Annotated in this window: 9 protein-coding genes; all 9 read right to left on the reverse strand. The window is 50.5% G+C overall.

Features of this window, described 5'->3' with window-relative positions; translation table 11 throughout:
• Window positions 1–546: 546 nt before the first annotated feature.
• The 9 genes from ligA to TY10_RS25115 all read right to left on the reverse strand — a co-directional run bounded on the left by ligA (window position 547) and on the right by TY10_RS25115 (window position 14,229).
• Entirely contained in the window at window positions 547–2,541 is a 1,995-nt protein-coding gene (ligA, locus tag TY10_RS25075) for an NAD-dependent DNA ligase LigA (protein ID WP_042170010.1), read from the reverse strand.
• A 93-nt stretch (window positions 2,542–2,634) separates the two neighbouring features.
• Window positions 2,635–5,019: a DNA helicase PcrA gene (pcrA, locus tag TY10_RS25080; RefSeq protein WP_042169924.1), complete on the reverse strand. Its 2,385-nt coding sequence runs from the start codon at window positions 5,017–5,019 to the stop codon at window positions 2,635–2,637.
• Between the two features lie 224 nt (window positions 5,020–5,243).
• Window positions 5,244–5,951 carry a heptaprenylglyceryl phosphate synthase gene (gene pcrB / locus TY10_RS25085; RefSeq protein ID WP_042169927.1) on the reverse strand — a complete coding sequence of 236 codons (708 nt, stop codon included), beginning with the start codon at window positions 5,949–5,951 and terminating at the stop codon, window positions 5,244–5,246.
• A 68-nt stretch (window positions 5,952–6,019) separates the two neighbouring features.
• Window positions 6,020–7,516, reverse strand: coding sequence for a hypothetical protein (locus tag TY10_RS25090; protein ID WP_042169930.1), 1,497 nt, complete (start codon window positions 7,514–7,516; stop codon window positions 6,020–6,022).
• Window positions 7,509–7,847, reverse strand: a complete 339-nt coding sequence (locus tag TY10_RS25095) for a hypothetical protein (protein ID WP_042169933.1) — start codon at window positions 7,845–7,847, stop codon at window positions 7,509–7,511. Before TY10_RS25095 ends, TY10_RS25090 begins: the two co-directional genes overlap by 8 nt.
• Window positions 7,813–8,385, reverse strand: a complete 573-nt coding sequence (locus tag TY10_RS25100; protein WP_042169937.1) for an RNA polymerase sigma factor — start codon at window positions 8,383–8,385, stop codon at window positions 7,813–7,815. The genes TY10_RS25095 and TY10_RS25100 overlap by 35 nt, the downstream gene beginning before the upstream one ends.
• Before the next feature lie 117 nt (window positions 8,386–8,502).
• Entirely contained in the window at window positions 8,503–11,022 is a 2,520-nt protein-coding gene (locus TY10_RS25105; protein WP_042169940.1) for a U32 family peptidase, read from the reverse strand.
• A 152-nt stretch (window positions 11,023–11,174) separates the two neighbouring features.
• Window positions 11,175–13,067, reverse strand: a complete 1,893-nt coding sequence (locus TY10_RS25110) for a copper amine oxidase N-terminal domain-containing protein (RefSeq protein WP_042169942.1) — start codon at window positions 13,065–13,067, stop codon at window positions 11,175–11,177.
• A 40-nt stretch (window positions 13,068–13,107) separates the two neighbouring features.
• Window positions 13,108–14,229 carry a S1C family serine protease gene (locus TY10_RS25115; protein ID WP_042169947.1) on the reverse strand — a complete coding sequence of 374 codons (1,122 nt, stop codon included), beginning with the start codon at window positions 14,227–14,229 and terminating at the stop codon, window positions 13,108–13,110.
• Between the last annotated feature and the right edge of the window lie 231 nt (window positions 14,230–14,460).

Below are 14,460 nucleotides of genomic sequence, written 5' to 3' on the forward strand. Positions count from 1 at the left end.
AACTAGCTATTTAAAACATTGTTTGGATTCGACGTGATCCATTTGTTCAGTTTTCAAAGAACTTGTCGTCACGTTTTGTCGTGACAAGTTGTTATGTTACCAGCTTCTTCGAAGCTTGTCAACCGTTTGTTTCACATTCTTTTTTAATGTCCTGTGTTTCTTTCAGTTGATGGCATGTCTCAGAAGCGACAAGAAATAATATACCATGGCCGTCTACAAATTACAACATGTATTTTTTAACATTTTTCTGCAGCATTCGAGTAATGAAGGAACAGCATATAATTGACTCACGAGAACCCCTAACATTCTTTGAAACAACATGGCTGCAAATAGAGTATCTGCAATCCTCTTCTTCTATATATCAGTACTACTACGCAGCTGCCGCCAGCATCCCCCGCACTGCATCGCTGCTACCAATACTATGTCACCTCTTAACACTGATTAAAAAGAGACTGGTTATTAGAGACGAAAATGTATTAAGGTACAACAGAAGAGCCAATCCCCTCAAAAGGAATTGGCTCTTCTGCTCCATACATACGGTATTGTTTATCCTTCGCCTAGCAAACGAAGCAGCTCCGCTTCATCGTCAATGACGGTAATGCCAAGGTCACGCGCTTTCGTCAGCTTACTGCCGGCGCTTTCCCCGGCAATGACAAAGTCGGTTTTTTTCGATACGCTTCCCGACACCTTCGCGCCGCAAGCCTCCAGCTTCTTTGCCGCCTCATCACGGGACAAAGTTGGCAGAGTGCCAGTAAGCACAACTGTCTTACCGGTGAAAATACTATCCACACGAACCGCTGGTGCTTGCTCCGCTTCTGCTTTAACACCGAGCGCCCGCATCCGCGAAATGCTTCCGGCCATAATAGGATCGGCAAAGAAGTTAACGATACTATCCGCTACAATGCCGCCGATATCGGGCAGGCCGACAAGCTCCTCAGCCGAAGCCGACATAATAGCATCCAGGCTGCCATAATGGTCGGCCAGCATTTTGGTCGTTGCTTTGCCTGTATTCGGAATGCCTAGCGCGAATAAAAATGCGGCAAGATCACGATCTTTGGATTTTTCGATCGCTTCGAGCAGCTTATTCGCCTTCTTCTCGCCGAAACGGTCCAGCTTAATCAAATCATCATATGTCAGCGCGTAAAGGTCGGCAGGATCGCGTACGTCAGTGTCCGCATAGAGCTGTTCCGCCGTCATAATGCTGAACGCCTCGATATCCATCGCATCCCGCGAAGCGAAATGCGTGATACGCCCAATCATCTGCGGGCGGCAGCCAAGCTTATTGTTGCAGAACAAATGGGCGCCCCGCTGCTCCAGAACAGTTCCGCATGCCGGGCATTGCTCCGGAAAAATAATCTCTTGGCCCGGCTCGTCATCCGCCTTGCCCAAAATTTCCGGGATAACATCATTCGAGCGGCGGATCGCAACAAGCGTGCCCAGAGCATGCTTCAAGTTTTTTCGCTCAATATCTCCGATATTGTTGAGCGTACAGTTTTGAACCGTCACGCCTGCCAGCTCTACAGCTTCAACCCGTGCGACAGGCGTGATTTTACCCGTACGGCCCACTTCCCATGAAACGGACTCTAGAACCGTCGTCGTCTCTTCCGCTTCAAATTTGAAGGCAACTGCCCAGCGCGGGAATTTATCGGTATAGCCGAGAGCTTCCCGGGTACGCATATCTGTAAGCTTAACGACAGCACCGTCGATAAGATAATCCAGATCCAGACGGCGCTCCGCAATTTGTGCAAGCTCCAGCTGCACCTCTTCAATCGTATCGAAGTATGCCGTATACGGATTTACTTTAAACAAGTTGTCGCGCAAAAACTGCTGCATTTCCTGATGATCTGCAAACGATATGCCCTCCGCATAGCCTACATTATAGAAGTAAGCGCTAAGCTTCCGCTCTGCCGTCACCTTAGGATTCAAGTTCCTAAGCGCTCCTGCCGCAGCGTTCCGTGCATTTTTGAGCGGATCCGCGGCTGTCTCATTGTAGCGGCTAAGAACGGATAAGTTCATAATGCCTTCGCCCTGAACTTCAATCACACCGCCCGTATATGGAATATGCAGCGGAACTGAGCGGATTGTGCGTACCTGAGCGAGAATCCCTTCGCCAACCGTACCGTTCCCGCGGGTTGAAGCCTGAACAAGCGCACCGTTCTCATAGGTTAGGTTAAGCGTGAGACCATCGAACTTCAGTTCAATGGCATAGCTCGGCGCAGGCAGCGGCTCTTCTTCCGGATGCTTGGCGTTGTAATCGGCAATTCCTTTCAGCACACGCTGATTCCATGCGAGCAGGTCCTCTGCATCCTGCGCCTTATCGAGACTCCACAGCCGCGCGCGGTGTCGGTGCTGCTCAAACCCTTTGAGCAGCTCGCCGCCAACACGAAGCGTCGGCGACTCCGGCAGCACCGTTCCGCTCTCCGTCTCCAGCCGAACAAGCTCGTCATACAGCTTGTCATAATCGACGTCGCTGATCGACGGCTGATCAAGCGTATAGTATTGATAGTTATGCGCGGCAATCTCCGCAGCAAGCTGCCTCATTCGGGCAAGCTGCGTATCCGTAGCAAGCGGAACCGTTCCTTCTACATGAGCATCCACCGATAGCTCCCATCCCTTCGCCAAGTCCATTAATTGTTAAACTTTCGTAATAGGCGCAAAGCTTGCGAGCAGCCGCTTGACGCCAACCGGAGCTGGGAAAGCAATTTGCAGCTCCATATCATTGCCTGTACCTTTAACTGAGACAATCGTGCCTTCGCCCCATTTGCCATGGGCGACCTTATCGCCAGCCGCGAATGATTTCGCGCCCCCTGCATCAGCGCCTGCACTTCCGCCTGAGGTTGCCGCTTTAGCCGCTGCATCAAGCGGAGAGCTAATACGCACACCTGCTCCGCTGCCTGATACCCCAAGCGAACGTCCTCCCGCGCCTGGCGAACCAAATGCAGGCTGCCGCCCAGCCGCTGAAGATCCGCTTCCGCTGCCAAAGCTGCTCCGACTTGAGCCAGAACCGAAACCGCCGCCGCCAAAACTGCCAGAACGGCCAATCGTACCGGCAGGCGATACGCCGGTCTTCACATGATCCGGCAGCTCCTGCAAAAATCTCGAAGGCAAATTCTGATTCGTCCGTCCAAACAACGTCCGCATTCTAGCGCAGGTCAAGTAAAGCTGCTTCTCTGCCCTCGTAATCCCAACGTAAGCAAGACGCCGTTCTTCCTCCAGCTCTTCATTATCATTCAATGCACGGCTATGAGGGAAGACGCTCTCCTCCATACCTATGATAAAGACAACCGGAAATTCCAAACCTTTGGCACTATGCATCGTCATCAGAACAACAGAATCCTTCGCTTGCGCTTTTCCTTCCTCGTCGGCTTTGTCCATTGAATCAATATCTGCGATCAACGCAAGATCCGTTAGAAAAGCTACGAGCGTCTTATCATCGTTCCGCTTCTCGAAATCCAGTGTTACCGACAGAAACTCGTCAATGTTCTCCAGTCTGGCAGTCGACTCCAGCGTCTTCTCCCGCTGCAGCTCGATTCGGTACTGCGACATTTCCAATATTTTCTCCGTCAGCTCGGTAACCGACAAATAGTCGACCATCTGCGTAAGATTATCAATCATATCGCGGAACTCCATAAGGAGTGCTTGCGTCCTTGCATTAATGTCCAGTCCTTGCAGATTGCCAAGAACGCCAAACATCGACGTACCGCTTCGAACGGCTTCCTCTGCAATTTTGCCCATTGTCGTATCGCCGATACCCCGCTTCGGAACGTTAATGATACGCAGCAGGCTAATATCATCATCCGGGTTAGAGATCAGACGCAAATAAGCGAGCAGATCCTTAATCTCTTTACGATCGTAGAACTTGATGCCGCCCACGATTTGATACGGGATATCCGACTTGATCAAAATTTCCTCGATTACCCGGGACTGCGCATTTGTGCGATACAAAATCGCATGGTCTTCATACTTCCGGCTGCCATTGTTCACATTCTTACGAATCTCGCCGGTGACGAAATAACCTTCATCATGCTCCGAATCCGCTTGGTAGAGGCTAATCATGTCGCCAGCACCTTGATCCGTCCACAGCTTCTTCTCTTTCCGGCCGGTATTCAACTTAATTACCGCGTTAGCCGCATCCAAAATGTTGGCCGTTGAACGATAGTTTTGCTCCAGCATGATCGTCCGCGCTTCAGGATAATCGCCTTCGAAATTCAAAATATTCGTAATGTCGGCTCCCCGCCAACGATAAATCGATTGGTCACTGTCGCCTACGACGCAAATATTGTGGTGCTTATCGGCCAGCATCCGGCAGAGCATGTACTGCGCCCGGTTGGTATCCTGATACTCGTCGACGTGAATATAACGGAATTTGTTCTGATAAAACTCCAGCACTTCCGGCATTTCCTTAAACAGCTCGATCGTCGTCATGATCAAATCGTCGAAATCGAGCGAGTTGTTTGCTTTCAGCCGTTTTTGGTACATTTTATATACTTTGGACACAATGTCGGTAAAATAATCGCCGGTCTTCTGTTCATACCGTTCAGGTGTCAACAGCTCGTTTTTCGCTCCGCCCATCGCAGCCTGTACCGACTTTGGTTCAAACTTCTTCGTATCAATGTTCAAATCCTTCATACAATTGCGGATAACCGAAAGCTGATCTGCCGAATCCAGGATTGAAAAATTGGATGTAAAGCCGATTCGGCTAATGTCTTTGCGCAAAATACGGACGCACATGGAGTGAAACGTGGACACCCAGATGTCTTGCCCGGATGGACCGACGAGTGTCGCAACGCGTGACTGCATCTCCCGTGCCGCTTTATTGGTAAATGTAATTGCAAGGATGCTCCAAGGAGCGACCCGCTTCTTCTCGATTAAATATGCGATGCGGTGCGTCAGCACACGCGTCTTGCCGCTTCCCGCTCCAGCCATAATCAATAGGGGACCGTCGGTCGCCTGCACGGCATCCCTTTGCGGGGGATTAAGCTTCTGCACCGCCTGCTCGATACTGATCGGATTATACATGAAATAACTCCTTTGTTCGCATTTGTTCGCCTAACTTCCAGTGTAGACAACGCCCTGCAAAGTGTCAATTTGAAAGCTGTAAAAAATAATGGGAACGATGGATGGAGGGAATAGAGACCATTCCTATTGTCTCCAGCTCAAGGGCAAAAAAGAAAGCTATTCCATCGACGGTCGGCCCGTCTCTCAGAATAGCTTTTTCCCGTCTGCCGCTGCTGTACAAAATACTATGCCCGGCTATGAACAGCCACTACGGTAGACAATGCCGACGCCAAGTTCTCATAAACGACATTACCCACGACTACTGTATGTGCAAATTCTGCCGCTTGCCGGGCCTTGTCGGCATTGTCAATACCGCCCCCGTAAAAAACGCGAGCACCGCCTTGCGCAGTCTCCCGGACTGTGCGGAGCAGCGACATATCACCGAATGTGCCGCTGTATTCGATATAGACGACCGGCAGCCGCATCAGCCTGTCGGCCATCATTACATGAGCAGCTACTTCATCCTCGTCCAGCCCTGTGCGAGCTCCGGTAATGCGAGCTGCTGCCGCATCTTCGTTCAGAATAATATAGCCTTGGGCCGCGGTCTCCTCCCAGGGAACAAAAGAACCGTATTCTTGCAGCCCTTTCGTCTGAGCGCCATTGATCCACTCCGCCCGGTCCGTATTCAGTACAATCGGTACAAAATAACCGTCGAAGCCGGGCACCGCGCCGTCCATCGTCGATACTTCAAGCGCACAGTCGACTTCAAACCGGCGAATACGCGCCATCAGATCAACCGTATTCTCAAACGTTACGCCGGTAGAGCCGCCTACAATAATAGCATCCGTGCCTGACATACAGACGGCTTCCAGCGCCTCATCGGATATATCTTTCTCGGGATCAAGCTTGAACACATGCCGCCAGCTCCCGTACCATGCTTCCGTTCCGTTCATTGCCGCTTACCTCGCTTATCCCGTCATTACTTCTATGCTATGACAGGCTTGTGCCGGCTGTCAAACGATTACGGCTGGGCAAGTCTTTTATCCAGTATTTCCTCCGCGCTCCTAATCTTGTCCTGATCATAGCGGCTAGGCTTGGCAATCCGCTTCAAGTAAGTTAGACCTTTGGCGACATCTCCGTTATCTTCCATCGTTACACCATTCATAGCCATGGACGCAAGCGCACGCAGCGCGTAATCTGAGTCTTTTTCTGCCTCATAAGAACGAATCGCGCTCTCATAATCCCCTTTCATAACGAAGCGGTCCCCTGCCAGTATCCCTCTCGAATCCAAGCTGAAGAAAGGCTGAATGCCGTCTAGAAGCGTATTATATCCGCTTGAGCTGCTGAGCAGCTTTCCACCCGCATCGTATGCCTGCACCGACCATATAAAGTCTCCGCCGGGATAAACCGCGCCTAATATGCCGCTATTGCCAATAGCTGTTTTCTGGTCCTTTCCCCCTCCGGATTTGCCGTACCCGTGCGGCTGCTGCCGAAGAGCTTCTACCGAGTAGACAGCATTTGTCTCTTTCCATCGGCCATCTAAAGTCGTACCTGTGGAGCCGATTATTTTCCCCTTCTCATCCCGCATGAAGTCTGTAATCGACAGCTCGTAATAGCTCGCTCCCGGATATGCCTCCCAAGTAAAGTCCAGCCGGTCGCCCTTAATTACTTCTTTATTAGTAGGAGAAACAACTTGTACCTGCGGAGCGAAGGTAAGATCATAGACTTCAGTTGCCCCTTCCTTCAACGAGACATAACGTATTTGTGGATCGCCCAAATAACTGCCGTTCACCTGCTCAGGCGTAACGCCTACGCCTACCTCATAATCCCCCTGAATTCCACTCGTGTCGTAAAAGCGGTACCCCCCCTCGTTGTCCGTTAATGCGATCGGATAATAACCGAAAGGAGGCGAATGCCATCCGTTATTGTCTTTCGGATGCAGAACGACGTAGACATCTTTGGCCGGCTTGTCTCCAACTGTCACTTTACCCGTCAGCAAAGGCTGTCGGACAGGATCGGCATGCCGGCTTGCCAGAACCTTGAGAAAATCATCCGTTTCTTTGGCAAGATGTTGAAAAGTCTCCCTGCCGTTCATTTCTTTGAGTTCTCTGAACATGCCCTCCGCTTTGTCCCATTCCATGTTCCACATATATATTTTCGCCAATGAGGATTTTATCCGGTAAATATAAGGCGATGCTCCATAATCACGATTGAGTCTCTCCAGCTGCCGGGTTGCATAGGCCATTTGATCAGCAGTCGAATTGCTCCTTCCCCCAGAATAGCTGCTGCCCCCGGGATAAATAAAAATCCGATAATCACCTTGCTGAATATCGAATGCATCGCCCGCTGAAAAATAGAGTGCCATCTCCGCCCGCGAATCGTTGGGGAACAGCTTCAGCAGCGCATCGTATTTCTTGTTGTCGTACAGAATCGACGGCAGCGACCAATAGCCTATAATGCCACCCGCAATGAGTAATACCGTCAGCCCAAGCAACGTCTTCACCTTCACTTTAATCATCCGAGTCACTCCACCCTTCCAGCAGCTCGGATTCCAAATAAAGGCCGCCTCCCATGGCAATAAGCGAATCTTGTTTCGTTTCCTGCTGCGCGAGTATAGATGGTTCTCCCTCGACCTGGTCCAAGTGCAGCCAGACGGCTATGGGAATGGCTGCTATCAACAATAATGCCGCAGCGGCAGCTGACCACGGAATACGCAGCTCAATCTCCCACCAAGGCATATGCTTTGCATGTTTCAGTACCCTCTCCATCTGTGCCTCGCTGAGCCGAACATCATCCATCTCGTCATTCAGCGCTTTACGAATTTGATTGTCCTTCAAATAACGCCTCATCCCGCCATCCCCCTTCCACCAAGCTAGTCTTTAGCAGCTTACGGCCGCGCTGAAGCTTGCTCTTTATCGTCCCTTCCGGTTCATCAAGCGTTTCGGCGATATCTGCTATCGCCATATCCTGATAATAGTGCAGTACGATAACTTCCCTATACCGTAAAGGCAGCGCCATTATTATACTTTGTATAGTGGCCGACACCGCCCAGCCTTCCGAGCCTGGGCCAATCGCGGCACCTGCTTCTTCCTCCAGCCGTTCCCGGAACAACAAACGTTTCCAAGAGGCACGCCTCATTCGTTCCCGGCAGCGATTGACCGTCATCGCGATCAGCCAGGCCCGAAGGCTTCGATCAGCCTTCAATTGATTTATTTTCCGGTAAACGTCTATAAAGACGTCCTGACTTACATCCTCCGCTAGATGACGATCTCTCAGCAGCAGCACAGCGGTTCGAAGCACCTCATTGCCATACCTCTCCATCAGTTGACGCAGCGCGGATTCGTCTCCGCTTCTCAACCGGTCGATCATCTCTTGCTCCGCGCCCATCCCCTCACCTCTCTATAACCTATGGATGCGTTGACCTCCTAATAAGGTTGCATTTTCCAGAAAATAAAAAAGAACCGAAACCGCCAATCGGCGTTTCCGGCTCTGCTGTTGCTATTATTATTTAACCAACTGCCCGCGTGTAACGCCAAGCTGATTGGTCGCCTTCAATGTTTTCCATACTTTCGTTCCGGTAATCCGGCCGTCAAGCGCATCGCGGTAAAGTGCAAGTACCTCGCGGACTTTATCCGGTGTCTCCTCCAGAAACTCGACGCGATAGGAAGGTACGCCAAGCTCCATGAAGTTACGGATATATTCCGCGCCTGATTGTTCAATCGCATTATAGACCGTATTGCGGCAGCCTTCGTCAACCCGTACCGGGTGAGACATGCCGATCCGGTCCTGCAGCGATGCCCGGTGATCCTCGCACGGACGTCCGCAGTTCGTGAAGTCGGTGCCCTCGCTCATGAACGTACAGTAAACGCAATGCTCCGTATGGAACATCGGCATATGCTGCTGAATAACGATCTCCAGCGAGGATGTATCCGAATGCGTCAGCATATCGACCATTTGCTGAATATTCAAGTCGTAAGACGGTGTAATCATATCGAGGCCCGCTTCTTTAAACAGGCGAACCGCCATATGATTGGCTACGTTGAGCGAGAAATCGCCAATCAGCCGCGGAAACGGCTTATCAGGATTTTCAGCCCGCGCGCGCAGATAATAGTATAAAGCACCTGTGTTACGCACGAGCACTGCATCCGGCTGAAGCTTCAAGATGTTGGCGTGATAGCCATTCTCCCCAGGCATATGAATACGCGGCGTAGCCAGCGCGATCGGTTTGCCGGCTTTTCTTGCCGCCTCAATTGCTGCAGGGAATTGCTTGATGAATTCGAAATCAGCATAGATCATCTCGACGTCAGTCTGTAGTGCTGCCTCTACTTGCTCCAAGTTGCGGCATAAAGCTGTCAATACGGGTGCAGTAACCGTTTTGTTCGCTGGTCCTTCGTCAGTGGCCGGGGCATCGTCGAGCGGATCAATCATCGTCTTCACGTAGATCGGCGGCTTTGGACGCTCGCCTGTCAATTGCTCTACCGCTTCGCGGCGCATCCGGTTCAATTCACGCACCGGTACGATCAGATCACCTTCCAGCGCAATTTCAAGCTGATCCAATTGATATAGCGTTCCGCCTAAACGGCCTAGCTGATCCTCCAGTAATGCTGCATCCATCGGACGCTTGTTCGCTTGCTCCAACAACAGCTCGGAAGCAATTTCAACTGTGTTACCCTTCTGCACGTCGGTCCACCAAGTACGAAGCGGCTGGCCCAGTACGCCTTCTACTTTTACATGAAGCGGGAATACGCGATAAGGCTTCTCCGTCTCATAGCTTGCACGCAGACGTTTATCAAGCGCAGGGTCATTCGTCTTCCATACACGATCGCCGACATGAACCTTCCGCAGATCGACGTCATTACGGCCAGGAACCAATTCCAGCAATGTTCCTTCCTGCGCTTCGCCTTCGATCTTCACGCCTTGGCGGCGCAAATCGTATACGCGCCCGCCTTCTTCCTTCTTCGTCGGATCGCCGGCATCGAATACGATACCATCGCCGCGCTTCAACGGTGCGTCCAGACGAACCGTCACCGCGTCGCGAAGAATACGTTCAACACGGCCAATGTAGACGCCGCGGCTTTTCGGGAACGTGCCTTCCACGAGCATTTTATTGTTGGTGCCGTCCAGGAAGCCATGCGTAAAGCCGCGGGAGAAGCTTTGCTGCAGCTCGCGTACTTCTTCTTTCGAAGGAGCAGTACGGTCGCCATCGAAGTAACGGTCGATCGCCTTGCGGTATTTGCTAACCACGTTCGCAACGTACTCCGGACTTTTGAGCCGGCCTTCGATTTTGAACGAAACGACTCCCGCTTCAATGAGTTCCGGCACAAGATCAATCGCTGCCAGATCCTTCGGCGACAGCAGATACGCCACATCGCCCATTGGCTTATGCTCGCCGTCCACCATCAGATCGTATGGCAAGCGGCAGGCTTGCGCACATTCGCCGCGGTTGGCCGAACGTCCGCCCCACATTTCTGACGTGAGACATTGACCCGAATAGGATACGCATAACGCGCCGTGAACAAAGACTTCCATCGGCAATTTCGCCTGCTCGCCGATTTTCTTAATTTGCTTCAGGTTATTCTCACGGCCCAGCACAACCCGCTCCAGTCCGAAAGGCTTCGTAAATTCGACCGCCTCCGGCGAAGTTATTGTCATCTGGGTAGAGCCATGAATCGGGAAATCTGGCGACAGCTCACGAATAAGCTTCACCAAGCCCAAATCCTGTACGATTACCGCGTCAACACCTGCATTAATGCACATTTCGATCAACAGCTTGGCATCCCGCAGCTCATCCTCAAAGACGAGAATGTTGAACGTCAGAAAACCCTGTACCCCATAGCTATGAAGAAACGCCATAATTTCCGGCAGCTCCTCGCTGCGGAAATTGTTGGCCCGAGCGCGCGCATTGAACTTCTCCACACCAAAAAAAACTGCATCCGCTCCGTTGGCAACAGCGGCGCGCATACAATCCCAGTCGCCAGCAGGAGCCAGCAGCTCGATATCTCCTCGTTGTATATTCATATTCATTCGAATTTCATTCCTCCAATAGTAAAACTACTATTGCTAGTGTAACAAACCGCCGCCGCATATGCCACCACCCAATACTGGCAGAGCCTGAATACTCGGCAGAAAAAAGCCGGCTCCATCAAGGAACCGGCTGGGAAAGACTTCAAAATGTGCTATGAAAATTTGATAGACTGAATGACAGCATCCAAACGGCCAAGCGCCGTTGTTGTCGCATTCGCATCTGTAATGGAATATACGAGCAGCAGCACGTTGCCGTTATGCTCGACGAAATACACGTAGTCGGTGGACGGAACATTGCTGTTGTCTAAGTATTTAAAAACTATTTTTTCTGCCGATTTGCCACCAATAGTCGTTGAGGAAGAACTGGTAATCGTATTCCGCTTGTCTCCTCTGATATCCTTGATGATACTGCTCGATACATTAAGCACAGTGTCATCTTCATAGATATAACCTCCAAAGCTGCCGAATCTATCGTAGTAGAGAAACTCGTCAGATTCAAAATCGGTTGCGCTACCGTTCCAAAACGCTGGAAGCTCAATGGAATATTTATACGTATTGCTTTTTTTCGTTAGCTTCTTCGTACGAATAGCTGTATCATTCTCATCTTCAATCAGGCCAAACTCTCTTTCTACGAATGCTGTATCCAATTCAACGCTAGCCATCGTCTTCTGGAACAACGCCTCGCCTTCCGAGCCCAGCTTCACATCATAATTGAAATCTAGCGCATAGCGGTAGTTGCCTACAATAAGGAACACTTCATTTGACCGGTGCCACGTCTTCTGATCGTAAGTAAACTCATTAGACAGAACAAGCGCCTTTCCATTTTTAAGCGTTATTTCCGAAACCTTCTCATTGCGCAAATAGCTTGGCAGAAAATCCTCTTTTAGAATAGCCTGTCTGCGCTGCAGCCATTTTTCCGCCGTATCCCCTTCAGTGAGAGATGTGATCTCTAATTGGAACAAGCTATCCTTACTGAAGAAGAAAGGATTCGTAGAATCTGTGTCGCGATACCAGCCCGACGGCAGCTTCACTTTCAAGCCGTAATCTTTATCATGGAACTCAATAAGGCCATTTACAACTTTCGTAATATCCTTCAATTGCTTGTCGGACTTGTCAAAGCTAGGCTTAAAACTGTTCAGTAGCGTTTGATACGAATCCAGCACTGCACGTTCCTTGCCTGCAGTACCGACAATGACCAGGTACAAATCTTCACCCTTCAGAATACCCCGGTATTCGAATAGCTGTTCCCGCTCCTTTGTACGCGTCACGATTTTTTCAACGTTGTAGCCCCCGACCGTTAACGTACGTTTATCCAATGTTACTTCGTCGGTATCAAACCATGCTTGTATTTCTTTGCGAACCTCTTCACTTGTCAGCTCTCCGACATTTTTAATCGTAGCCACGACAACATGGCTGCTGCTTTTCGCATCTGCCCAAAAGACGATCGCTCCATCATCACTTTGATTTGCCAGCACCAGACCCGACGGGTAGTTCATCGACCAGCCCAGATAGCTGTCGCCAACTTTCGTCTTGCCATAGTCGGTGTCGATGCTGTTTCCTCCGCCTGTGCTATTCGCGCGATTACCCTTAATAACGATTTCCTTCGTTGCGGTATCTTTGCCAATCGTCGCGCCAAACGCTTCTACAATTACACGTACCGGCACCATCGTCGTATTTTTAACGATGACGGGTGCAACCGTTACCGTCTTGGAGACGTTGTTTACTTTCACGGTTTTACTGCCGATCGTCACAACGACCTTCTTGTCGTTATAGGTCAGTGTAATAATCTTGTTGTCCTGCAATTGCAAAGAGGCGCCAAATGCTTTCGTAATGACGCTGAGCGGAACCATGGTCGTTCCGTTCGCTTCGTAAGGGGCTTGTACTTTCAGGCTTTCACCGTTGATGTTAACAGCAGCGCTCCCGATTTTAAATCGAACCTCCACCGCCGCTGATTCATTTGCTGCAAATACGGCTCCAGGCAGCAGGCCGGCTACAACTAGAACAGCCAGCAGCATAAGGAAAGAACGTTTCATTTTAACCGCCATATCGTTTTCAATTCTCCTCTTCTATTTCATATTCATAATGCTATTTCGCATCCGAAGCGGCTAGCGTAATCTGACGCGTAACAAGATCGCCGTCGATCATCAGCATGATGCTCACCTGCTGCCCCGGCAAATAGGACTTCAGCAGCTCATTTAGCTCCACGATCGATGAAATTTGCTTGCCAGCTACGGAGTAAAGCACATCCCCAGTCTGAATACCGAGTTTACGTGCCGATTCGGATTTTACCGAAGTAACGGTGAGCGGCTCCGAGGTTGGCAGGCCTACAATCGCCTCCCAGCTTTCCTCCAGCTCGAATCCAAGCGACGCCCGCTTTACATAACCGTACTTGAAAAAGTGATCGGTGACGTATTTTACCGTATCGGCCGGCACGGAGAAGCCGAGGCTGTCAACGCCTTCGTCTACGAACTTCAGCGTATTGATGCCGATAATCTCGCCCTTCATATTAACGAGCGGTCCTCCGCTGTTGCCCGGATTAATAGCCGCATCCGTCTGCAGCAGCCGGTAAGCCGAGGAGATGGAACGGTTCATGCCGCTGAGAACACCCGTTGTCGCTGAATTTCTTAGCGTGAACGATACCGGTGTACCGATTGCAATAACGCTCTCACCCACCCGCAGCTTTAATGGCAGAGGAGCGAATTTGGCGACCGGCAGCTTCGTTGCATTGATTTTCACCAGCGCCAGATCGCTGGTTTCATCGATATTCGACCGTTTCCCGCTATATTTCTTGCCGTCAGCGGTTACGACCGTAATGGTCTTCAAATCCTTCACGACATGGGCATTCGTCAAAATCCAGCCATCGGCTTTCAGTATGACGCCCGTGCCGTGCTGCAAAGCGTACCGCTTGTCCCCTCCGCCGTCATAGTTGCCAATAATGGCGACTACCGATGGAGATGCCTTCTCGATAACGGATGGAATATCCGCCGGCGTATAAGCATACGTTTTGGTTGAATCATTGTAGCTCCCGGCTCCGCCAAGCTGGCTAGTCAATGATGATGCTTTGATGTAAACTTCACCGTTAACTTTTGTAGCGCTTAGCTGAAAAGCCCCTCCTGAGCTGGCCGATCCCGCCGCAAATGCTGTTCCTGCCAACAACAGTGCTCCAGCCGTACCTAAGACAACCGCACGAAGCATATTTCTTCGCACTCTCTCACTCTCCCAATTGCAAAATTCATAGATTCCAAAATATAACAACTAATAATATATAGTAGCACGCGCATCCATATATTACAATCTGGAATTGAAAGTTTTGCTCCCTCTTCACTCGCTTTCTCCGATTTGTTTACTTCTTATGCGATATTGGCTTTTCTGCTTAAAAATTAGGTGTATCGGTTAGCAGGATGCTATACTGATAGTGGCTAATATATTAACTGACCC

The sequence above is a fragment of the Paenibacillus gorillae genome, from assembly GCF_000513275.1.
GTDB lineage: Bacteria > Bacillota > Bacilli > Paenibacillales > Paenibacillaceae > Pristimantibacillus > Pristimantibacillus gorillae.